Source organism: Comamonas sp. MYb69 (genome assembly GCF_037479315.1).
Lineage (GTDB): Bacteria > Pseudomonadota > Gammaproteobacteria > Burkholderiales > Burkholderiaceae_C > Comamonas.
On sequence record NZ_JBBGZG010000019.1, the window covers coordinates 41,445 to 64,040 of the forward strand.

At 64.9% G+C, this 22,596-nt stretch carries 19 protein-coding genes; 6 read left to right on the forward strand and 13 right to left on the reverse strand.

What is annotated here, in order from left to right:
- Window positions 1-42 precede the first annotated feature (42 nt).
- A complete protein-coding gene (locus WH303_RS21550; RefSeq protein WP_133858265.1) occupies window positions 43-294 on the reverse strand; it encodes a DUF3297 family protein in 252 nt (83 codons plus the stop codon).
- A 171-nt stretch (window positions 295-465) separates the two neighbouring features.
- Here WH303_RS21550 and WH303_RS21555 point away from each other — a divergent pair, with 171 nt between their 5' ends.
- The 4 genes from WH303_RS21555 to WH303_RS21570 all read left to right on the forward strand — a co-directional run bounded on the left by WH303_RS21555 (window position 466) and on the right by WH303_RS21570 (window position 7,703).
- A complete protein-coding gene (locus WH303_RS21555; RefSeq protein ID WP_339521052.1) occupies window positions 466-1,791 on the forward strand; it encodes a DUF445 domain-containing protein in 1,326 nt (441 codons plus the stop codon).
- A gap of 342 nt (window positions 1,792-2,133) precedes the next feature.
- Window positions 2,134-4,203: a ligand-gated channel protein gene (locus WH303_RS21560; protein ID WP_339521053.1), complete on the forward strand. Its 2,070-nt coding sequence runs from the start codon at window positions 2,134-2,136 to the stop codon at window positions 4,201-4,203.
- 395 nt (window positions 4,204-4,598) lie between these two features.
- On the forward strand, window positions 4,599-6,653 hold the full coding sequence (locus WH303_RS21565) for a ligand-gated channel protein (RefSeq protein WP_339521054.1): 2,055 nt from the start codon (window positions 4,599-4,601) through the stop codon (window positions 6,651-6,653).
- A 69-nt stretch (window positions 6,654-6,722) separates the two neighbouring features.
- On the forward strand, window positions 6,723-7,703 hold the full coding sequence (locus tag WH303_RS21570) for a siderophore ABC transporter substrate-binding protein (RefSeq protein ID WP_339521055.1): 981 nt from the start codon (window positions 6,723-6,725) through the stop codon (window positions 7,701-7,703).
- 122 nt (window positions 7,704-7,825) lie between these two features.
- On the opposite strand, the gene WH303_RS21575 is transcribed toward WH303_RS21570, so the two are convergent.
- Window positions 7,826-8,224, reverse strand: coding sequence for a rhodanese-like domain-containing protein (locus tag WH303_RS21575; RefSeq protein WP_312989871.1), 399 nt, complete (start codon window positions 8,222-8,224; stop codon window positions 7,826-7,828).
- A gap of 92 nt (window positions 8,225-8,316) precedes the next feature.
- Here WH303_RS21575 and ftrA point away from each other — a divergent pair, with 92 nt between their 5' ends.
- Window positions 8,317-9,282 carry a transcriptional regulator FtrA gene (gene ftrA / locus WH303_RS21580; protein ID WP_339521056.1) on the forward strand — a complete coding sequence of 322 codons (966 nt, stop codon included), beginning with the start codon at window positions 8,317-8,319 and terminating at the stop codon, window positions 9,280-9,282.
- Window positions 9,283-9,325: 43 nt separating this feature from the next.
- Here ftrA and WH303_RS21585 read toward each other — a convergent pair whose 3' ends face one another.
- The 8 genes from WH303_RS21585 to WH303_RS21620 form a co-directional block, all read right to left on the reverse strand.
- Window positions 9,326-10,552 carry a CaiB/BaiF CoA transferase family protein gene (locus WH303_RS21585; protein WP_339521057.1) on the reverse strand — a complete coding sequence of 409 codons (1,227 nt, stop codon included), beginning with the start codon at window positions 10,550-10,552 and terminating at the stop codon, window positions 9,326-9,328.
- Between the two features lie 8 nt (window positions 10,553-10,560).
- A complete protein-coding gene (locus WH303_RS21590; protein WP_339521058.1) occupies window positions 10,561-11,340 on the reverse strand; it encodes an enoyl-CoA hydratase-related protein in 780 nt (259 codons plus the stop codon).
- Between the two features lie 79 nt (window positions 11,341-11,419).
- A complete protein-coding gene (locus WH303_RS21595; protein WP_339521059.1) occupies window positions 11,420-12,214 on the reverse strand; it encodes a MetQ/NlpA family ABC transporter substrate-binding protein in 795 nt (264 codons plus the stop codon).
- Between the two features lie 109 nt (window positions 12,215-12,323).
- Window positions 12,324-12,761 carry a hypothetical protein gene (locus WH303_RS21600; RefSeq protein WP_339521060.1) on the reverse strand — a complete coding sequence of 146 codons (438 nt, stop codon included), beginning with the start codon at window positions 12,759-12,761 and terminating at the stop codon, window positions 12,324-12,326.
- A 69-nt stretch (window positions 12,762-12,830) separates the two neighbouring features.
- Window positions 12,831-13,415, reverse strand: coding sequence for a DJ-1/PfpI family protein (locus WH303_RS21605; RefSeq protein WP_339521061.1), 585 nt, complete (start codon window positions 13,413-13,415; stop codon window positions 12,831-12,833).
- Window positions 13,416-13,629: 214 nt separating this feature from the next.
- Window positions 13,630-14,355 carry an OmpW/AlkL family protein gene (locus WH303_RS21610; protein ID WP_027010678.1) on the reverse strand — a complete coding sequence of 242 codons (726 nt, stop codon included), beginning with the start codon at window positions 14,353-14,355 and terminating at the stop codon, window positions 13,630-13,632.
- A gap of 323 nt (window positions 14,356-14,678) precedes the next feature.
- Window positions 14,679-15,671, reverse strand: a complete 993-nt coding sequence (locus tag WH303_RS21615; protein WP_339521062.1) for a Bug family tripartite tricarboxylate transporter substrate binding protein — start codon at window positions 15,669-15,671, stop codon at window positions 14,679-14,681.
- A 4-nt stretch (window positions 15,672-15,675) separates the two neighbouring features.
- Window positions 15,676-16,593: a LysR family transcriptional regulator gene (locus WH303_RS21620; protein ID WP_339521063.1), complete on the reverse strand. Its 918-nt coding sequence runs from the start codon at window positions 16,591-16,593 to the stop codon at window positions 15,676-15,678.
- 150 nt (window positions 16,594-16,743) lie between these two features.
- Between WH303_RS21620 and WH303_RS21625 the strand changes: the two genes are divergently transcribed.
- Complete coding sequence (locus WH303_RS21625) at window positions 16,744-18,114, forward strand: hypothetical protein (RefSeq protein WP_339521064.1); 1,371 nt, start codon at window positions 16,744-16,746, stop codon at window positions 18,112-18,114.
- Between the two features lie 55 nt (window positions 18,115-18,169).
- Here the strand turns inward: WH303_RS21625 and WH303_RS21630 are convergent, their stop codons facing one another.
- From WH303_RS21630 to WH303_RS21640, 3 genes are all read right to left on the reverse strand, one after another.
- Window positions 18,170-18,853 (reverse strand): TetR family transcriptional regulator, encoded by a 684-nt coding sequence (locus WH303_RS21630; protein WP_339521065.1) that lies wholly within the window; start codon window positions 18,851-18,853, stop codon window positions 18,170-18,172.
- Between the two features lie 150 nt (window positions 18,854-19,003).
- Entirely contained in the window at window positions 19,004-21,442 is a 2,439-nt protein-coding gene (locus tag WH303_RS21635) for a membrane-bound PQQ-dependent dehydrogenase, glucose/quinate/shikimate family (RefSeq protein ID WP_339521066.1), read from the reverse strand.
- 264 nt (window positions 21,443-21,706) lie between these two features.
- Entirely contained in the window at window positions 21,707-22,594 is an 888-nt protein-coding gene (locus WH303_RS21640; RefSeq protein ID WP_339521067.1) for a LysR family transcriptional regulator, read from the reverse strand.
- Window positions 22,595-22,596 lie beyond the last annotated feature (2 nt).

The window sequence follows — 22,596 nt, forward strand, 5'->3', positions numbered from 1 at the left end:
GCCGCATTCTATGCAGCCCAGCGGGGGCGATCAGGCCAGGACTCAGTCCTTGTAATAGGCCTCGACCTTGCCCTTGAGCTTGATCAGCAGGGGCTTGCCCTTGCGGTCCACGGTCTTGCCGGCGGGCACCTTGACCCAGCCTTCGCTCACGCAGTATTCCTCGACATCCACGCGCTCGGTGCCGTTGAAGCGGATGCCGATGTCATGGTTGAAGACCTCGCGCACAAAGTGCGGGCTCTTGGGGTCGATAGACAGGTGGTCGGGCAGTTCGGGGCGGGCAGTGGTATCGGTCATGGTTGGTGCAGAAGAGAACGCGGCCCTGGGCCGCACAGGCCGCCATTGTCCACACTTTGGCGGCACCTCGCATGGTGGAGGGAAACGAGGGGAGATGGCAGGCAAGAGGCAGACAAACCGCGCAGTTGGCTGACTTGGCAAGCCCCGCTGCTTGCCGCTACAGTGGTCGCCATGCCTTTGCTACTGACCGACGAGCAGCAGCGTTTGCTGCGCCGCGCCAAGCTCACCCCCTTGCTGCTGCTGCTGCTGGTGGCCTTGCTGTTCATCGTGGCCAGCTGGTGCCTGGGCCAGCCCTTCGCGCAGTCACGCCACTGGCAGCTGGCGCTGCGCTGCCTGCGGGCGATGACCGAGGCGGGCATGGTCGGCGCGCTGGCCGACTGGTTTGCGGTGGCCGCGCTCTTCAAGCACATCCCGATACCGTGGATCTCGCGGCACACGGCCATCATCCCGCGCAACAAGGACCGCATTGGCGAGAACCTGGCTGTCTTTGTGCGCGAGCGCTTTCTCGATGGCGACTCGCTGGTGCAACTGGTGCGCACGCACCAGCCGGCCGACAAACTGGCGCAGTGGCTCAAGTCGCCGGCCAATGCCGAGCTGCTGGGCCACCAGGTGGCGCGCCTGGCCGCCGCTGCGCTGGCCACGGTGCAGGATGCGCAGGTCGAGCGCTTTATCAAGCTGGCGCTGCGCACCTTGCTCGGCCAGATCGATCTGTCGCAGTCGCTGTCCAAGGTGCTGGCGGTGCTGACGCACAACGGCCGCCACCAGGTGCTGCTGGCGCAGGCGCTGGACAAGCTCGTTGAGCTGCTGCACGAGGCCGAGACCCGCGCCCTGATCGCGCAGACCATTGCGCATTGGCTCAAGACCGAGCACCCGCTCAAGGAAAAAATGCTGCCCACCGGCTGGCTCAGTGACAAGGGCTCGGCGATGATTGCCAGCAGCCTGGAGCACCTGCTCGACGCCATTGCCGACAACCCCAGCCATGTGCTGCGCGCCAAGTTTGACCAGACCATGCAGGAATGGGTGGAGCGCCTGGCCCAGGATCCTGCCTGGCATGCCAAGGGCGAAGAAGTGCGCCGCTACCTGCAGCATGACCCCGCTGTCGGCCAGTATGTGCAGGAGCTGTGGCAAAGCCTGCGCGCCAGCCTGCAGGCCGACCTGGCCAACGAGCATTCGGCGATGGCGCGCAATGTGCGCGGCATGGGCCTGTGGCTGGGCAAGTCGCTAGCGGGCGACCCGGCGCTGCGCACCGCGCTCAATACGCGCATGGAGCTGTGGGTGCGAGAGCTGGCGCCCGAGATTTCGCAGTTCTTCGGCACCCATATTGCCGACACCGTCAAACGCTGGGATGCGCGCGAGCTGGGCGAGCTGATCGAGTGGAACATTGGCCGCGACCTGCAGTACATCCGCATCAATGGCACCTTGGTGGGCGGGCTGATTGGCTTTGCGCTGTTCTGGCTGGGCTGGCTCGTGAACCACCTGGGCGCGGGCTCCGTGTAGGCAAAACCGCAACAGTGGGCGGCATCTATGCTTCACGCCGGCTTCACATTAGTCAACACTTCTTTATCGTTCTATATAATAAGAAGCATTCGCATTTGCTAAGCGTCAATCCACGTTCTTCGTTGCCCAGCCAGGTGGCGCCAGCCATCTCCATGCCGCACAGCCCGGCATGCACGCCAGGGCGGCCCAGGCTCAGCCCGTCCTGACCCTGCCGCGCCGCGACTGACAGCGCCAACCCCCGCGAATAACCGCTGGCCCCGCGCCTGCGCTTTTGCCTGCCCGTCACGAGCGAGCAGGTAGCGCTGCCGCATGCCATACCTTCATCTGAACCGGAGCTTTTCCATGACCGCCCGCCCTCTCTGTGCAGCCCTTGCTGCCCGCCATTCCTTGCTGCTGCACGCCAGCCCATCGCCGCGCAGTGCCGTGCCCCATGCATGGCGCGCCACGGCGCTGGTGGCCGCTGCCCTGCTGGCTGCGGGCCCTGCGCTGGCGCAGACCGAGGCGGAGGCCGACAAGACCTTGTCGACCGTGGTGGTGACGGCCTCGGGCTTTGAGCAGGCGGTGGAAGATGCACCGGCCTCGATCACGGTGATTCCGCGCCAGGAGCTCGAGAAAAAGGCCTACCGCGATGTGACCGATGCGCTGCGCGATGTGCCCGGCGTGGTCATCACCGGCGGCGGCAGCTCCAGCGACATCAGCATCCGGGGCATGGCCTCGAACTACACGATGATCCTGGTGGACGGCAAGCCGCAAAACTCGCGCGAGACCCGCCCCAACAGCGATGGCGCCGGCATCGAGCAAGGCTGGTTGCCACCGCTCAGCGCCATCGAGCGCATCGAGGTGGTGCGCGGCCCCATGTCCTCGCTCTACGGATCGGACGCGATGGGTGGTGTGGTCAACATCATCACGCGCAAGGTGGCCAAGCAGTGGACGGGTACCCTGAGCGCCGAGACCACGCAGCAGGAGTCCTCATCGTCGGGCGATATCTACCAGAGCAACTTCTACCTGGCCGGCCCGATCAAGAGCGAGGTGCTGGGCCTGCAGATCTACGGCCAGAAATCGCGCCGCCTGGAGGACAAGTTTGTTGGCGGCTTCAATGAGCAGGACAGCAGCTCGGGCACCGCCAAGCTCACGCTCACGCCCAACAAGGACCACGACCTGGCGCTCGAAGTGGGCCGCACCCTGCAGGACCGCTATGCAACGGCCGGCAAGAGCGCGAGCCGCGCCTCCAGCTTCTCGGACTACTCCCGCAACCACATCGCCCTCTCGCACACCGGGCGCTGGGGCTTTGGCACCTCGACCACCTACCTGCAGCACGAGGAGATCGACAACCCCGGCCGCCAGATGAACCTCAAGAACACCGAGTTCAACAGCCAGATCGTGCTGCCGATCGGCGAGCGCAACCTGACCACCTTGGGCCTGAGCTACAAGCATGAAAAGCTGATGGACAACGGCAACCAGATGAAGGTGGACAACCCGATCAACACGCTCAAGCGCTACCAGTGGGCGCTGTTTGCCGAGAACGAATGGAAGGTGACCGATGCGATTGCGCTGACCACCGGCCTGCGCATGAACCATGACCAGAACTACGGCACCGATTGGACGCCGCGCGTCTATGGCGTCTGGCATGCAACGCCCGAGTGGAGCGTCAAGGGCGGTATCTCGACCGGCTTCAAATCGCCCAGCCTGCGCGCTGCGGTGGCCGATTGGGGCCAGATCACCGGCGGCGGTGGCGACCCCGCCATCATCCGCGGCAACCCAAACCTCAAGCCCGAGAAAAGCACCAGCCAGGAGCTGGGCGTGATCTGGGACAACCGCCGCGATTTCACCGGCAGCCTGACCTTGTTCAACACCGATTTCAAGGACAAGATCACCGAGGTGCGCAGCTGTGAGGACACCGAGGGCGGCGGCCGCGCCATCGTCACCGGCAACTGCACGGTGCTGGGCACGCCCTACAAGTTCATCAGCGACCGCACCAATGTGGACAAGGCCACCATGCGCGGCGTGGAGGCAACCGCCACCTGGAAGGCGAGCGAGGCGCTGCGCCTGGCCGCCAACTACACCTTCACCCGTTCGGAGCAAAAGAGCGGCAACTTTGCCGGCCAGCCGCTCAACAAGATGCCCAAGCACATGCTCAATGCCACCCTGGACTGGCAGGGCACGGACAAGCTGGGCGTCTGGAGCCGCCTCAACTTCCGGGGCAAGAGCTCGGATTACCTCAGCCGCACCTCGATGGCCAAGGGCACGCCGTCCTTTACGTTCATGGACCTGGGCCTGAACTATGCCTACAGCAAGGATGTGCGTTTCAGCACCGGCATCTACAACCTGTTCGACAAGCGGGTCGATAGCGCCACCTATGACGCGGTCTATGACGGCCGCCGTTACTGGGCCAAGGTGACGGTGGGTTTCTAAGCTTGTAGCTTTTAAACCATAGCCAAGCGCTGGTGCCGCAGGATGGCGCCAGTGCTTGCAAACCCGCGCCATCCCTGGCTTTCACACAGCAGTCAGGCGGCGCGGCATGGTTGCGCCCGAAATAACTTTACAGTTGCGAAACTTCGCAAACCGTAACAATTCTTCATCAATCTCTATAATGAGAACTATTCGCATATAACCGTCTCGCGTCCCTCTTGCTGCCTATCGCGCGATAGCGCAGCCATGCCTTCCCGGGACGGTGCCCTGACAAGCGCCGTGACCGCAGACCTGCACAACAAGCGAAGCATCGCTGGCCCGCCGCCAGTGCCTGCGGGTGGTCTCCATCTGCTGGCGCCTGGGGCGTGCTGTTGTCTACCTGATTACCGATTTTTCCCATGTCCTCCTCTGCCCCGTTGGCAGCGGGTCGCGCGCCAGCACGGCCTCTGCGTCTTGATTTCCACCCACTGCCATCGGCGCCCCAGCGCCATGCACTGCGCGCCATCGCGGGCGTGGTGGCCGGCATGCTGGTCCATGGCGCAGCGGCCGCGCAGGCGGCCGATGCCACCGATGTTGCCGAGCAAGCTGCCAGCGACAAAACGCTGGGCACCGTGGTGGTGACAGCCGCAGGCTTTGAGCAGGAAGTGACCCAGGCGCCGGCCTCGATCACCGTGATTCCGCGCGAGAAGCTCGAGCAGGGCGCGTACAGCAACCTGCATGACGCGCTGCGCGATGTGCCCGGTGTCATCATGACGCCGTCGGACAACAACTCCAACGACATCAGCCTGCGCGGCATGGGTGCCAACTACACCTTGATCCTGGTCGATGGCAAGCGCATGAGCACGCGCGAGACGCAGACCAATGGCTCGACGGGGACCGACCAAAGCTGGGTGCCGCCGCTCGAGGCCATCGAACGCATCGAGGTGGTGCGCGGGCCCATGTCCTCGCTCTACGGCTCGGACGCGATGGGCGGCGTGGTCAACATCATCACGCGCAAGGTGGCCAAAAAGTGGCACGGCTCGCTGCGTGCCGACGCGACCTTGCAGGAGCGCTCCGCATCCGGTAATGCCTACCAGAGCAACTTCTACCTCTCGGGCCCGATCAAGGAAGAGCTGCTGGGCATCAGCCTCTACGGCAACTACAGCAAGCGCGACGAAGACCGCATCTACCAGGGCTACAACGACAGCGACACCAAGGCGCTCAACGCCCGCATTGCGCTCACGCCCAACAAGGACCACGACATCATTGCCGAGCTGGGATCGGCCAAGCAGCACTTCATCTCCACCCCGGGCAAGACCTTGCTGGAGACCGGTGCGCTGTCCGACCGCAAGTTCGAGCGCGAGAACTACTCGCTGCAGCACAAGGGCCGCTGGGGCTGGGCCTCGTCCGATACCTATGTGCAGCATGAGAAGACGCGCAATATCTCGCGCGAGATGACCATCAAGAATACGGTGGCCAACAGCAGCTGGGTGATTCCGGTGGGCGAGGCGCACATCGTCAGCACCGGCCTGTACTACAACCAGCAGGACCTGACCGACACCACCACCAACACCTTGCCCGGCAGCAACCGCACCACCGCCGACCGGACCCAGTACGCCTGGTTTGCCGAAGACGAATGGCGCCTGCGCGAGGACTTTGCGCTGACCGGTGGCCTGCGCTATGACCACGACAGCAAGGGCGGCTCGCAATGGAGCCCGCGCCTGTATGGCGTGTGGAACCTGAGCCCGCGCTGGACCGTCAAGGGCGGCGTCTCCACCGGCTTCCGCGCGCCATCCTTGCGCCAGACCCTGGGCGACTGGGGCCAGGCCAGCCGGGGCGGCAATATCTACGGCAACCCGGACCTGAAGCCGGAAAAATCGCTGTCCAAGGAAGTGGGCGTGCTCTACAACGATGGCGCCGGCCTGTCGGCAGGCCTGACGGTGTTTGACAACGACTTCCGCGACAAGATCACCCGCATTGCCTGCCCCGAATGTGGGCCGCTGAATTCGTCCGGCAACACGCCCACGACCAATATCAATATCGACAAGGCGGTGACGCGCGGCATCGAGGCAACGCTGACCATGCCGCTGGCGCGCAGCCTGGACCTGAACTCCAGCTACACCTTCACCAGGTCGGAGCAAAAGAGCGGTGAGTTTGCCGGCCAGCCGCTGTCGCAGCTGCCGCGCCACATGCTCAATGTTGCGCTCGACTGGAAGCCCTCGGACCGCTGGAACGGCTGGACCAAGCTCTCGTACCGGGGCAAGGAAAGCCAGCCCACTGGCGGCCGCTCGGCCCGCACCTGGGTCGCTGGCAGCTATGCGATGTTCGATGTGGGCGGCTCGTTCCACTACAACAAGAACACCACCTTCTTTGCCGGCATCTACAACCTGTTCGACAAGGACGTGTACTACGAAGACTACGCCACCGTGCAGGATGGGCGCCGTTACTGGGTCGGCATGAACCTGAAGTTCTAAACCACCGCGCGGCGCCCCGCATGCCTGCGGGCGCCGCCTCAATTTGATTGACATGCATTGGAGAAAGACATGACCCAGCCATTGACCACGGCCTGCTGGCGCGCCAGCGCCGCTGCCGCCCTCGCCACGTCGCTGTTTGCCGCACCTGCCGCCTTTGCGCAAGCCCCCAGCCCCAAGGCCCCGGCGACGATCACCGTGCAACACGCCAAGGGCAGCACCGTGGTGCCCTTGGCGCCCAAGCGAGTCGTGGTCTACGACCTGGCATCGCTCGACACCATGCAGGCACTGAAGCTGCCAGTGACTGCCCTGGCCAAGGCCAACTTCCCCAGCTATATGCAGGCCTATGCCGATGCGCGCTACCTGCCAGCGGGCAGCCTGTTCGAGCCCGATTTTGATGCGCTCAGCCACATCCAGCCGGACCTGATCGTCGTGGCGGGCCGCAGCGCCGGCAAGTACGAGATCCTGAGCAAGATTGCGCCGACCGTGGACCTGAGCGTCAACAACCAGCAGCTGCTGGCCGATATGCAGCGCAATGTGGTGGCGCTCGCATCGCTGTGGGGCAAAGAGGCCCAGGGCGAGCAGCTGATGCAGCGGGTGCGCGCCGAGGTGGACAGCACCCGCGCACTGGCCCAGCAGCAGGCACCCGGCCTCCTGGTGCTGGCCATCAGCACCACGCTCAATGCCCAGCCTCCCGGCGCACGCTTTGGCCTGCTGCACGATGTGCTGGGTGTCAAACCTGCCCTGCCCGCCGACGCCAGCAAGCCGCGCGGCGTGCCGATGAAGATGGAAGAGATCCGCCAGCTCAACCCCGCCTGGCTCTATGTGATCGACCGCAATGCCGGCACCGGCAGCACCACCGGCCGCGACGGCAAGCCTGTCGTCGCCAGCACCGAGCTGTTCAACAACGAGGCCATCCGCAACAGCGCTGCGGGCCAGCAGGGCAGGGTGGTGTTTTTGGATCCGCAGGTCTGGTACCTGTTGGGGGTGGCCGGCCCGCAGGCGATGCTGCAGACGACGGCGCAGCTCAAGCAGGTGTGGGGCCAACGCTGAGGAAGCGCGCATCCCGGGTGCCTGCCCCCGGCGGCTGACCCAGTGCCAGCGCGATGGGGCACGGGGGCATGGAAGCTTGCGCAACAAGGGATGCCATTGCATGCATCCCTTGTTGCGCGCTGTCAGGGTGCCGTTGCCAGCGCAAACCCCTCATCCAGCCAACCGGTGATGCCGCCGGCCATGATCTTCACGGGCCTGCCCAACTGCGCCAGGCGCAAGGCGCCCCGGGCCGCGCCATTGCAGTGCGGGCCGGCGCAGTAGGTCACAAACAGCGTATCGGCGGGCCAGGCCGCCAGCTTGCTCGCAACGATCTTGCCGTGCGGCAGATGCAGCGCGCCAGGGACATGGCCCTGTGCATACAGCGCGGCGCTGCGCACGTCGAGCAGCACAAAGTCGGGCTGGCCTTGGCCTAGGGCATCGTGCACATCCCAGCAGTCGGTCTCGAACGTGAAGGACCGGGAGAAATGCGCCACGGCATCGGCACTGGCGGCAGCGGGAATCTGGCTGACATAGCGGCTCATGAAATACTCCTGGTAAACATGCCAGCGATTTTGCGGATCGACCCTGTTGTCTACAATTGGCGCAGAAGACATAAAGGGAAGGATTTGCGCCAATGTCTGCACGCTTGCTGGGCCCGCTGGTCGTCGCACCGGTCTACAACGGTCTTTGCACCTTTGAGTTCTCGATGGTGGCCGAGGTGTTTGGCCTGGAGCGGCCCGAGATGGGTGAGGGCTGGTACCGTTTTGCGAGCGTGGCCGTGGAGCCGGGCCCGTTGCGGGCCCAGGGGGGCTTGCTGGTGCAGGCCAGTGTCGACCTGGCCTTGCTGGAGCAGGCGGACCTGATCGTGGTGCCCGGCTGGCGCGGCCTGGACGAGCCGGTCCCGCCCGCGCTTCAACAAGCCCTGCGGCGCGCGGCGCAGCGCGGGGCCACCCTGGCATCGATATGCTCGGGCGCCTTTGTGCTGGCCGCCGCCGGCTTGCTCGACGGGCGCCGTGCCGCCACCCACTGGCGCTACGCCCAGGCGCTGGCGCAGCGCTACCCGGCCATCGACGTGGATGCCCAGGTGCTGTACGTGCAGGATGGGCGCATCTTTACCTCGGCGGGCAGTGCGGCGGGCCTCGACCTGATGCTGCATCTGGTGCGCTGCGATTTTGGCGTGCAGGCGGCCAACAGCGTTGCGCGGCGCCTGGTGGTTGCTGCGCACCGCAGCGGTGGGCAGGCGCAGTTCATCGAGCAGCCGCTCGTGGCCGATACATCGGGCAAGCTGGCGCAGCTGCTGGACCAGGTACGCGCCGATCTGCGGCGGGACTGGACGGTGGCCGCGATGGCCGAGGTGCTGGCAATGAGCCGGCGCACCTTCTTGCGCCGTTTCACGGCAGGCACCGGCATGGCGCCCAGCGCCTGGCTGGCGCAGGCGCGGATGGAGGAAGTGCGGCGTTTGCTGGAGAGCACCAGCCTGCGTGTGGAGCAGATTGCCGACCAGGCAGGCTACCGCAGCGTGCAGGTGCTGCGCGACCAGTTCAAGCGCAGCCTGGGGGTGTCCCCCAGGGCATACCGCGCATCATTCACCACGCCATAGCGCCCCAGCCCGCCGCTACAGCGAGCCGGGCAGGGAGCAGGTCTCAGCGCCCGTGCAGCTGCACCGCCTGGCTGGCGGACAGTGCGGCGATGTCCTCGCTGCTGTAGCCCAGCTCCTGCAGCACCTCGGCGGTGTGCTCGCCATACTGCGGCGCGCCGCGCCGCGTGACGCCATTGCCGTGCGAGAACTTGATCGGCAGGCCCAGCGCCTGCACCTGGCCGGCGACGGGGTGGTCGACCTCGATCACCATGTCGCGCGCCAGCGTCTGCGGGTCTTCCAGCATGTCCTTGATCTTGCGCACCGGGCCGGCAGGCACGCCGGCCTGCTCGAACTTCTCGACCCAGTAGTCGGTCGTGTTGCTGCGCATGGCCTCGGTGATGATCGAGATCAGCAGATCTCGGTGGGCCATGCGTTCGCGGTTGCTGGCAAAGCGCTCGTCTTCGAGCAGGTGCTCGAGCTGCAGCACGCGCGTCATGCCGACCCAGGTGGCCTGGCTCACCGCGCCGATATTGATCCAGCCGTCCTGCGTCGGTATCGCCTGGTAGGGCGCGGCCACCGGGTGGGCTGAGCCCATGGGGCCGGCCGACTCACCGGTGGCAAAGGCCATCGCCACCTGCCAGTAGGTGTGGACCAGCGAGGCCTCGTACAGCGAGGTGTCGACATACTGGCCTTCGCCAGTGCGCAGCCGCTCGATGTAGGCGGCCAGCACGCCGGTCGAGGCCAGGATGCCGGCGGTCACATCACCAATCGGCACGCCGACCTTGACGGGCGGGCGGCCCGGGCCTTCGCCAGTCAGGCTCATGATGCCGGACATGCCCTGCGCAATCAGGTCATAGCCTGCGCGCTTGGCATAGGGGCCGTTGAGGCCAAAACCGGTGATCTTGCAGTAGATCAGGCCGGGGTTGCTCGCGCGCAGCACGTCGTAGCCCAGGCCGAGCTTTTCCATCGTGCCGGGGCGGAAGTTCTCGATCACCACATCGGCCTTGTCGATGAGGCGGCGCACCACCTGCAGGCCATCGGGGTGCTTGAGGTCGACCGCAATACCGCGCTTGTTGCGGTTGACGATCATGAAGGTGGCGGACTCGCCCTGGATCTCGGGCGGGATCGCGCGGCGGGTGTCGTCGCCGCCGGGCAGGCGCTCGACCTTGACCACCTCGGCGCCCATGTCGGCCAGCAGCAAGCCGCCAACAGGCCCTGCCATGACATTGGTGAGCTCAACAACAACGAGGCCCGACAGCGGGCCTTTGCGCGGGGTAGGGGAGGGCTGCATGAACGCTGTTACTTTCCTGTGAATACCGGCTTGCGCTTGTCCAAAAAGGCGCGGTAGCCTTCGATGAAATCCTGCGTGTCAAAGCAGGCGTAGCCCTCTTGCTGGTCGGCATCCGTCAATGGCGTGCCGCTTTGCAGCCGGGCGATGAATTTTTTGTGCCAGCGCGCTGACAGCGGCGCCAGGCCGCTGATGCGGGCGATGGTCTGGACCAGCTCCTCGTCCCAGGCAGCTTGGGGCACTACGCGGGTCACCAGGCCTTTGCTGAGGGCCTCTTGCGCATCGAGCAGGCGGCCTTCGAGCAGCAGCTCCAGCGCCACCTGCGGGCCTGCGACATGCAGCAGTGCTTCAAGCTCGGGGTAGGCGAGCACACCACCGAGGCGGCCAATCGGAATGCCAAAGCGGGCGTCGTCACTGGCCAGGCGCAGGTCGCAGCAGGCGGCCAGCTCCAGCCCGCCGCCCACACAGGCGCCACGGATCGCTGCCAGGGTGGGAATGGGGCAGTGGCGCAGCAGGGCCATGGCCCGGTGCGCCTGCTGGGCAAAGGCAATGCCCTTTTCCTTGGACGAGCGCAGCGATTCGAACTCATCGATATCGGCGCCGCTGCCAAAGGCCTGGGTGCCTGCGCCGCGCAGCACGATGCAGCGCAGATCGCTGTCTTGCACCAGCGCCTCCAGCTGCTCGGCCAGGCTGATCCACATCTGGTGGCTGATCGCGTTGCGTTTGGCCACGTTGTCGATCAACAAGGTGGCGACATGGCCGTCGCGGCTAAGGGTGATCTGTCCACTCATGGGCTGGCTTTGTCAAAGGGTGATGGAAAAAGGCGCGCCAGTTTGCGCGCCGCTGGCGTTGAACGGGTGTTAGCCCCTGTCAGAACGCGGGGACGATGGAGCCCTGGAACTCCTTGTCGATGAACTGGCGCACCTCGTCCGAATGGTAGGCCTTGACCAGGCGTGCCACCCAGGGCTTGTCCTTGTCAGCCTGGCGCACGGCAATCAGGTTGGTGTAGGGGGAGTTGGCCGACTCGCGGGCAATGGCGTCCTTGCTGGGGTTGAGCTTGGCGGCAATCGCATAGCTGGTGTTGATGACGGCGGCATCGAGGTCATTGAGCGCATGCACCAGCTGGGCGGCATCCAACTCGCGCAGGCGCAGCTTCTTGGGATTGTCAACAACATCGAGCGGCGTGGCCTTGATGCCGGCCGAGGCGCGCAGCTTGATGAGGCCATGCTCTTGCAGCAGCAGCAGCGCGCGGCCACCATTGGTGGGGTCATTGGGCAGACCGATCTGCGCGCCGGCGGGCAGGTCGGCCAGCGACTTCACCTTCTTGGAGTACAGCGCAATCGGCAGCACCACGGTGTTGGCCGCTGCCACCAGTTTGTAGCCCCGGTCCTTGACCTGCTGGTCCAGATAGGGGTGGTGCTGGTAGGCATTGGCATCCAGATCGCCAGCGACCAGCGCGGCATTGGGCTGGATGAAGTCGCTGAACTCGATCACCTGGATGCTGAGGCCCTCTTTGGCGGCCGCTTGTTTGACGGCCTCGGCAATCTGCGCATGGGGGCCCGCCGTCACCCCCAGCTTGAGGGGCTTGTCCTGCGCAAAGGCAGGCGCGGCAAAGGCGGCAGAAACCGCCAGCAGGGCGGCGAGGGTGAAATGGCGCTTGAGCATGGAAGGCAGTCAGGGACAAGTAGACGGGCCCACATGCTACGTTTGATCGCTCAGATTAAAAAATAATATTATCGAATAACCAAAGACGTCATTCGCTATATGGAGCTGGTCAGTCGTCTGTTTGGTCGCCAGGTTCTGGGGCCTGGTCGCCGCCCGATGCCAGGTGCTGGCCGATCTGCATCCAGGCTTGGGCGGCTTCGGCATCGCCGGCAAAGTGGTGGCAGCTCGCGGCAGCCATCGCGATGCGGGCATTGCGCGGGTCCAGGTCAAAGGCCAGCTCGTTCTGGGCGGCTGCGTTTTGCCACATCACCGTGGCATTGGGCGAGCCTTCCTTGTGCAAGGCATGGGCCTCGGCCATCCAGGCCTGGGCCAGGCGCAGCGCGGCCTCGGGCTGGTTGCGGTCGGCCTGGTGGGCGCGGTAAAAGGCCTGGCCCGCCTGCTGCCACAGCGCGCGGGCGGCAGCGAAATCGGTGGTGGCAATCTTTTGTGCCTCGGCAACGAAGTGCTGGCCGGTGGCGAGGTGGTGGCTGTAGCTGTCTGCGGTCATGGGGCTGCGATGGTAGCAGCGATGGCAAGGGCTTGCAGGCGGCCCAGCACTTGCCACCGCAGCGACGGTTTAGCTGTGCTGGATGCGGGTGCCCAGCAAGGCCAGGAACTGCGCCAGCCACTGCGGGTGGGCGGGCCAGGCAGGGGCGCTCACCAGGTTGCCATCGGTATGGGCCTGGTCCACCGCAATGTCGGCATAGCTGCCGCCGGCCAGCACCACCTCGGCCTTGCAGGCCGGATAGGCCGAGCAGGTGCGGCCCTTCAGTACACCGGCACCGGCCAGCAGCTGCGCGCCGTGGCAGACGGCGGCGACGGGCTTGTTGGCCGTGAAGAAATGGCGCACGGCGGCCAGCACCGCTTCGTTGTTGCGCAGGTATTCGGGGCCACGGCCGCCGGGGATCACCAGCGCGTCGTAGTCCTCTGCCTTGACGTCGGCAAAGCTAGCGTTCAGCGTGAAGTTGTGGCCGGGCTTTTCGCTGTAGGTCTGCGCACCTTCAAAGTCATGGATCGCCGTCTTGATCTGGTCGCCGGCTTTTTTGTCGGGGCAGACCGCGTGGACCTGGTGGCCCACGGCCAGCAAGGTCTGGAAGGGCACCATGGTTTCGTAGTCCTCGCAGTAGTCACCACAGATCATCAGGATTTTCTTGGCCGGCATAGGGTCTCCAAAGGTTGGGTTCAGGCGGGTCTGCCTGCGCCATTGTGGGCCGGGTGGGCCCGGATGCCAAGGGCGGCGCGCGGGCAAAAAAAACCCTGCTCGTGGAGCAGGGTGGCAAAAGATGGCTTGGAGCCACCGCATGCTGTGGCGTTCATGGATACAGGCCACTTGTTGGGCGCAGCGCAGGCGCTACGGGCTTCTCCTCTCGGAAAAATCAGAACTTGTAGGTGACGTAGAGGAACGGAATGATCGGGTCCAGCGTCAGGCGGGTCTGCGATACCGCCACCTTGTTGCCATTGACCGTCGTGGTCAGCTTGGCATCGGTCTTCATCGGCACATAGGACACCGAGAAGGTAATGCCCCAGTTCTTGTCGATCGCGTAGTTGGCACCGATGTTGAAGACCGGCGCCCACTGGCTGTCGATCTTGGCGGTGGTCTTGGCAACCCCTGGAGGCGCGCCGATCACACTGCCCAGCGTGTTTTGCAGGCCGCTGGTCAGCCGCACATTGCGGAACTGCGAGTAGGTGACACCCAGGCCCAGCGAGACGCGGAACTTGTCATCGGCATTGCCAAAGAAGTACTTGCCCAGCAAGGAAGGCGCATACAGGCGCGCATTACCCAGCTCACCAATGGGCTCCAGGGTGCCGGCGCCATGGAGCTTAAGACGTGGCGGAATGCCCAGCACGCCTTCGACTGCCCAGTTGTCGGTCAGGAAGTAGTGCACGTTCAGGCCCAAGGTGGTGGCGCTCTTGAGATCGGCGCCCGAGCCAGGGATCTGGCGCTCAAAGGGCTCGACAAAGGTCAGCGGCTTGCTCTTGTCCTGGGGCGAGTAATTGAGCGCCCCGGCCCCTAACACCCAGTCGCCTGCCTTTTGGGCGTAAGCGCTGCTTGCGAGCAAGGCGGTGGCCGCCAGCCACATCCATTTCTTGGCTTGTTTCATTGCTTTGTCTCCTTGGGTTGCTGTTTGAACGATCGTCAAATCTGGCTTGTCTCGAAGACAGAGCATAGGAAGCCTGGCAGGCCATGTCGACAGGGTAAGCGCTGAATTTCAGCAAAAAAAGCACACTCGTTCTAATTTATGCCGATCTGGGGAAAATGCAGATGGGAAAGGGTGGAAGTTTGTTGTAAAAGCACACCTTTCTTACGCAGGCGCCTGCGGATCAGCGGCGCGGATTTTCCAGGCAGATGGAGGGTAAAGCTCGACTGATCGGGATGCGCAACCCCCATGCACCGGCCCCAACATGTCATAGCAACCAGCTTGGATCAACGATCGGTTTCGTGTTCCACCTGCCGTGCAAAGTCCTGCACCGAGCCCTCGTAGGGCTGGTTGTTGGCATCGAGCAGGGTCTGGCGAATGGCAGGCGAGCGAAGGGCTTGCTCGATCAATGCATGCAGATGCAGCACCGCCTGGGAGGGGGTATCCGGTGGGGCGAAGAGCCCGAACAGGGAATCCAGATTTGCGGATGGGTAACCCAGTTCCGCGAGGGTTGGCACCTCAGGGAGCACCGGCAGGCGATGCGGTGCGCCTACCGCCAAGGCCTTGAAGCGCCCGTCACGCAAGGCGCTGAGCTGGTTTGGTGCGACGTTGGTCGACAGCAGCTCGAAGTGGCCACCGAGCGCATCGGTCAATTGCTGCCCGCCGCCCTTGTACGGAATATGGCTGATGCGCACGCCCGCAAGCTGACTCACGCGTTGCAAGACGGTGTGTCCGGTCGTGCCTTCACCCGTCGTTGCCCAGCGCAGCATACCGGGGTGCTTGCGCGCCTCGTCGATCATGTCGGCGAACGCGGAGGCTTGGAGCGCGGAGGTGCCCACCAACAGCAGCGGCGTGCGCATGACACCCGCCACGGGCTGCACCGGCAATGGCGCTGCACCCGCTGGAGTTCGGGTACGCCGCGCGGCCGCGTGGCGCAGCAGGCCCACGGCAGCGGCGGCGGTAAAGACCAGCATCTGGCCATCGGGCGGACTGCGTTGCAGGAGTTCCAGCGCCAAGGTTCCACTCGCGCCGGGCCGGTTCTCGACGATCACCGGCGCCTGGCGCTGATCGGCCATGGCTTTGGCCAAGGCCCGTGCCACCAGATCGCTGACACCGCCGGGGGGATAGGCCACCAAAATCTTCAGCGCAGCGCCTGGCTTTTTCTGGGCGGCCAGTCCCTCAGTGGCCACGAGCGATGCGCCCATTAAGCCGCTCAGCAGCATTGCCCTGCGCGACCATGGTGGGGCGTTTGCCGGGCTCAGCTCGGGCCATTCGGACATCGATTCACCGGCTTTTGGAGGCATGGCGCTTGGCCAGCTTCTTGGCCAAGGCGATTACCGTGCCCAGCGGCCCATCGCAGTCATGCGCGCGGTACACCAAGGTCAACGGCGCCCAAAGATCGAGGGACGGATCGAGCGAGCGGTACACCACCGCATGGCGATGCGATCCTTTGATCGATGCCGGAACAATGGACAAGCCCACGCCTGCTGCCACCAGGTTCACATTGGTCATCATGCGCTCGACTTCGGCGGCCACCTCCACATGGACATGGCGTTGTGCACACAGCGCCAGCAGATTGGCATACAGGCCCGGCGCACCAGGCCTGCGCACCAGCACCAGTTTTTCGCCATCGAGCTCCTCCAGCATGACGGGCTGGGCGCTGTTGTGCGCCAACCGGTGGTCTACCGGAATGGCCAGCAGCGCTTCTTCCCGCAGCAGGGGCTCGAATGCCAATCCATCGGGGTGAGCCACCGGCACGCGCAAAAAGCCGCAATGCAGACGTTGTGCCGCGACGGCTTCGGTGATTTCTGCGGCGTTGTTCTCGCTGACGCTCAGCACGATATCGGGGTGTGACTTGCGGCAGGTGCGCAGCACTTCCGGGGTGAAGGCATGTGCCGCCGCCGAGCTGGTGAAGCCAATGCGCAGATGGCCGCGCTCACCGCGCGCAAACGCCTCGATGCGCTGCTGCATGGCAGCAAAGTCGCCCAGCAGACGCTCGGCTTCTGCGCGCAGCTCATGGCCCAGATCGGTGAGGTCTACGCCTTTGGGATGGCGACGAAACAGCGCGCTGCCCAGCGCGTTCTCCAGCGCCAGAATCTGCTGCGACAACGGCGGCTGCTGGATGCCCAGGCGCTCTGCGGCACGCGTGATATGGCCGCATTCGGCCACCGCAAGAAAATACCGGAGATGACGCAGTTCCATATATTTAAAAAGTATGCGGTTGATATCTTAGAAATCTTTGAAATATTTCGCAAGCCGACCAAGAATAGGGAGGTCCTCGCCAACCAAGCGCTGGTCCGCCAGCCTGGCGGGGAGCCGCACCCATAAAAAACGCTTGATAGGAGACAAACCATGAAATCACCTCTTCCCCAACTCGGCCTGCCCCTGCTGGCGCTGCTCGCGCTCAGCGGCTGCGGTGACGGCTCCCTGGTGCTGCAAGGGCCGTCCACCTCCAACGAGGCAGCGCCCGTGACGGCCACTTGCCCTGCCGATGTGCCCAGCGACGCGAAATGCCTGTCTGGCCGCGACTCAAAGGGCGCGTTCTACATGATTGCCGTGCCGGCAAAGTGGAATGGCATCCTGGTGATGCATGCGCATGGAGGCCCCGATCTGGCCGCGCCCGATCTGGATCGGTCGCTGGAAGACCTGACCCGCTGGTCCATCATGGTGAAGTCAGGCTACGCATGGGCGGGCTCCTCCTACCGCCAGGGCGGTGTCGAAGTGCGCGCTGCCGCTGAAGACACGGAACGTCTGCGCGGCATCTTCCGCAAGCATGTGGCGATCCCCAGCAAGACCATCTTGCATGGCCAGTCCTGGGGCGCTGGTGTGGCAGCCAAGGGCGCGGAGATGTTCACGCTAGAGACCGTCGGCGAGCGCCCCTACGATGGCGTTTTGCTGACCAGTGGCGTGCTGGGCGGGGGCACCCGTTCCTACGATTTCCGGCTCGATCTGCGTGTGGTCTACCAGTACCTGTGTGGTAACCACCCACGCCCCAACGAACAGTCTTACGCACTCAACCTCGGCCTGCCCGCCAATGTCACGATGAAGCAGGCGGATGTGGCGCTGCGCGTCAACGAATGCCTGGCGCTCAACAAGCCCGCTGCCGAGCGCACCCCCGAGCAGAAGGCCAAAATCCAGACCATCGTCGATGTGATCAAGATCCCCGAGAGCGCCATCCAGTCGCACATGAACTGGGCGACCATGCACTTCCAGGATATCTCTGCCAAGCGCACCGGCGGCGAGAGCCCGTTCGGCAATGAAGGCGCGGTCTACACCGGCTCTGCCGACGATGCGACCCTGAACGCCGGCGTGCTGCGCTACAAGGCCAACCCTGCCGCGTACCAGAAGTTCGCCACCGACACCGACCCGGTCGGCAAGATTCCTGTGCCGGTGCTGTCCACCAAATGGATCAGCGACCCGACCGCGTTTGTGGAGCTCGACTCTCGTTTCCGTGAGGTGATGCAAGAAGGCGGCAGTGCTGCCCGTCTGGTGCAGACCTTCACGACAAATGGCACCCACAGCTTTATCAGCGATCCTACCTATCCCGCGCTGATGGACGCGCTGCTGCAGTGGGTGAACAACGGCACCAAGCCCACGCCTTCCGGCATCGCCAGTGCCTGCCTGGCCCTGGAAGCGACCTACGGCAAGGGCTGTAGCTTTGATACGAGCTACACGTCCCCTGCACTGTCCACACGCGTCGCTGCACGCCAACGTCCGCAGTGATCTCTGCTGGCGCTTGCCAAACACGGCGCACCGGCCCGTGTTTCTGCGTCCGTCCTCAGCCTTGCGCCGCCCGCACACACACCAGCGCATCCACCTGGTCCAGCAGCATCTGCAGATGGCGCTCGCGCAAGCTATCGCCCAGCAGGTCCACCTGCAGCAGGCTGCGCCAGGTGGCGGCGTGGTCGATGCGAAAGCCGCTCAGCGCAGAGATCAGGTAGTGCACATCGGTGGCAGTGACCTCGGGCTTGAACAGGCCCTGGGCCACGCCGCGCTCCAGGATGCGCTCCAGGGGGGTGAGGGCCGCCCGGCGCAATGATTCGGTATTGGAGATCTGGCCCAGCATTTCGCCGCCCTGGAAGTTCTCCTGCAGCACCAGGCGCGTGAAGGCCTGGTTGTTGGCGTGGTAGTCAAAGCTTTTCTGGGCCAGCGCATGCAGCGCTTGCAAGGGCTCTAGCGCGTCGAGGTTCAGGCTTTCTTCGGAGGCGCGGATATCGGTGTAGCTTTGCTCGATGACGGCCAGGTACACGTCCTTCTTGTTGCCGAAGTAGTAGTACAGCATGCGCTTGGCGCAGCCGGCCTTGGCGGCAATGCGTTCGAGCCGGGCGCCGTCATAGCCATAGTTGGCAAACTCGGTCTTGCCAGCATCGAGCAGCGCCTGGCGCATGCCTGCCGATGCGCCGGGCTCATCGGCCTGGGGGGGTTGAGAGGTTGGCTCTTGCTGGCCTTGCTGCTTGCTCACTGCCGGATCTCCGTGGACACAAGCGGGCAAGCGTACCATGGGCGCCCTTCGCGGAGCGTCGGCGATAAAAAAGCCATGGCTTGCAGTGCAGGCCATGGCGGGTTGTGGGTCAAAGGGCTGCTGGCTGGTGGCCCGGCCCCATGCAGGTACTTACTGGGCCTTGTCAGGCAGCGCGTAGGCAATCACATAGTCGCCACGGTCGGGCGACTGGCGCGCGCCGCCGGCAGAGATCAGCACATACTGCTTGCCGGTCTTGGGCGACTGGTAGGTCATCGGGCCGCCCTGGCTGCCCACGGGCAGGCGGCTTTTCCAGATCTCCTGGCCGTTGGCGGTGTTCCAGGCGCGCAGGTAGTAGTCCTGCGTGCCGGCAAAGAACACCAGGCCGCCCTGGGTGGACAGGCTGCCGCCCAGGGTGGGCAGGCCCACGGGCATCGGCATGCGCATCTTGATGCCCATCGGGCCGGTGTCCTGCACGGTGCCCACGGGCACCTGCCAGACCACTTGCTGGGTCTTCATGTCAATCGCTGAGAGCGTGCCAAAAGGGGGCTTCTGGCAAGGGATGCCCAGCGGCGACATGAAGCGGTCCTTGATGACGGCATAAGGCGTGCCGCCCAGCGGCACTTGGCCCATGCCGGTGTTGGGTTGCTCGCCACCATCGGACAGCGCGGCCTTGGGCTTTTGCGGCATCATCTGCACCCACAGGCCCAGGCGCATGTCGTTGACAAAGATCAGGTGGTTGTTCGGGTCGGCCGAGATACCGCCCCAGTTCATGCCGCCCAGCGAGCCGGGGAAGCTCAGCGACACATCGGTGTCAGGCGCGGTGAACAGGCCTTCATAGCGCATCGACTTGAACTTGATGCGGCAGACCAGCTGGTCCAGCGGCGTCGCGCCCCACATGTCGGCTTCGGTCAGGGTCTTGGTGCCAATCTGCGGCATGCCGACGGAGACGCGCTGGGTAGCGGCATATTTTTCACCGGCAATGCCTGCGGGCTTGACGGGCACATCGTCCACCTGGGTCAGCGGCTGGCCGCTTTGGCGGTCCAGCACAAAGATCTGGCCGGCCTTGGTGCCCACCACCAGTGCGGGCGTGCTGCTGCCATCCTTTTGGGGGAAGTCGATCAAGGTCGGGGCCATCGGAATATCAAAATCCCAGAGGTCGTTGTGCACGGTCTGGTAGACCCATTTCTCATGGCCGGTGGAGGCATCGAGCGCCAGGATGGAGGCGCCGTACTTCAGATCGGCGGCCGAGCGCGGCACGCCATACAGATCGACCGAGGGCGAGCCCATGGGCAGGTAGACGGTGTTGGAGCTGGGGTCGTAGGTGGTACCGGCCCACACATTGGCGGACGAGCGCGTGTAGGTGGCGCCGGGGGCCAGCACCTCGTTGGGCGTGTTGGAGCCCGCATCAAAGGCCCAGCGCAGCGCGCCGGTCATCACGTCAAAGCCACGGATCACGCCGCCGGGCATATCGACCTGGACGTTGTCGGCCACCCGGCCGCCGACGACGATGGTGGTGCCGGCCACGGTGGGGGCCGATGTCAGGGTGTAGTAGGCCGGGTTGGCGATGGCGCCCAGGCCCTGCTTCAGATCGACAATGCCCTGGTTGCCAAAGCCGGCGCAGAGCTCGCCGTTGTCGGCATTGATCGCAAACAGGCGCGCGTCGATGGTGTTCATCACAATGCGGCGCTGGCACTGGTCGCCTGCGGGCAGCGCAACGGGCTGCACGGGTGACGAACCCGCCACCTGCGGCACCGGCAGCGGCGCATTGGCATCAAAGTAGGCCAGGCCCCGGCAGCGTTCCCAGACACCGCCCACATGCGAGTTGGTGTCGTGGCGCCACAGCTGCTTGCCGGTGTCGGCATCGAGCGCAATCACGTTGTTGCTGGGCGTGCAGACAAAGACCTTGTCACCCACTTGCAGCGGCGTGGTCTGGTCTTCGGCACCGGCGCCGGTGGATTTGGGCACATCGCCGGTGTGGAAGGTCCAGGCCACTTGCAACTGGTTGACGTTGTCCACATTGATCTGGTCCAGCGCCGCAAAGCGGTCGTTGTTCGTGCCGTTGCCGTAATGGCTCCAGTCCTTTTGCGCGCTGGCTGCATCGACCGGCTTGCGGCTGATGGCCGCCTGGCTCTGCACCTCGGGATGGATCTGGAACATGGAGGCAAAGCTCACCAGGCCCACGAGCAGCAGCACGCCCGCCAAAGCCAGCGGGCCCTTGTTGCTGCGCGCGCGCGGGGCGCCCGCTTGCAGCAGCGGCAGGCAGGCGCTGACCACCGCTGCGCCAAAGGTCATCGCCAGCAGGCGCGAGACCAGGCTCCAGTAGTCCAGCCCCACTTCGGCCAGGGCCCACAGCACCGTAGCGGCAAAGGTGGTCAGGTACAACCAGCCGCCCGAGCGGCGGCCGCGCAGCACCTGCACGCCCGACAGCAGCAGGCCCAGGCCCGCCAGCAAAAAGTACCAGCTGCCGCCCAGGCTGATGAGCTTGCCGCCGCCGACCAGAAAGGCCAGGCCGGCGATGGCCAGCACTGCGCCCAGCACGCCGAGCAGCAGGCGCACGGCCAGTGACGGTACACGCGCTTGTTGTGTCATATCGATCCTCGAATCTGTCTTGGGCCTGGCAGGCGCAGCAGCCCTCTGCGCAAGGCCCGGGATGGGGCGTTGTGCAGAGGGCCCGAAGCAGTCGCTGCTACAGACCTTGTCTTGTGTGAGAAAAAATGTCCATTGTGGTGAGAAATAAAGTCCATCGCTGCCTGATGTGTACCGGATATTTCAAGAATTTCTGAAACAAATAGCCGCCAAGCAGCCATGGGCTGGCGCAAACGCCGCTGGGGCGCGCGCTGAAGCGACGTGGATTTATGCGCTGAAATGCTGCTTCATCAGCGGCTTGAGGATGCCGTGCACGGCCTTGACCAGGCGGTTGTGCGGCCGCGCGGCCGGTGTGGCCAGCACGATGCGGTTGCGGATCACCGGATGGCTGACCTGGGCGGTAAACACCGGCGCACTGCCCGGCCAGGTCTTCACAGCGCTGGCGGGCACGACCGAGCAGCCCACATTGCGGGCGACCAGGGACAGCACCATCTTGATCGAATCAACCTCGGCGACGATGCGCAGCGGCAGCTGCTGGTCTTCGACCGCGTCGTCAAAAATCATGCGCAGTGCCTGCGGGCGGCTGGGCAGCACCAGCGGGTAGTCCACCAGCTGGGCGACCTTGACCCGCTCGGGCAAGGGGCGGGTGCTGATCAGCACCAGGGGCTCGCGCGCCAGCGGCTCGGTCAAGAGCTGCGGGGTGGGGCTGGGGTCAAACAGCACGGCCACGTCGAGCCGGTCGGCCAGCAGCCATTCGCGCAGGCGAATGCTCAGGCTCTCTTCGACAATGATCGAGGCATCGGGGCAGGCCTGCAAAAACTGCTGCACCACATCGGGCGTGATGAGGCTGGCCACCAGCGGCGGCAGGCCCAGGCGCACCTTGCCACGCGGGCTTTGCAGGCGCGCGGCCATGTCGGCCTTGGCGGCATCGACGGCCGCGCTGATGTTGCGCCCATGGGCCAGCATGGCCTTGCCCGATTCAGTCAGCCGCACGCCCCGGCCATGGCGCTCGAGCAGCGGCTGGCCCAGCTCAGCCTCCAGCAGCTGCACCTGGCGGCTCAGGGTCGGCTGGCTCAGGTTCAGCGCTGCAGCGGCCTTGCTGTAGCTCTGGGCCTGGGCGACCGCCATGAAGTACTGCAAGCGCACAAAATCCATGC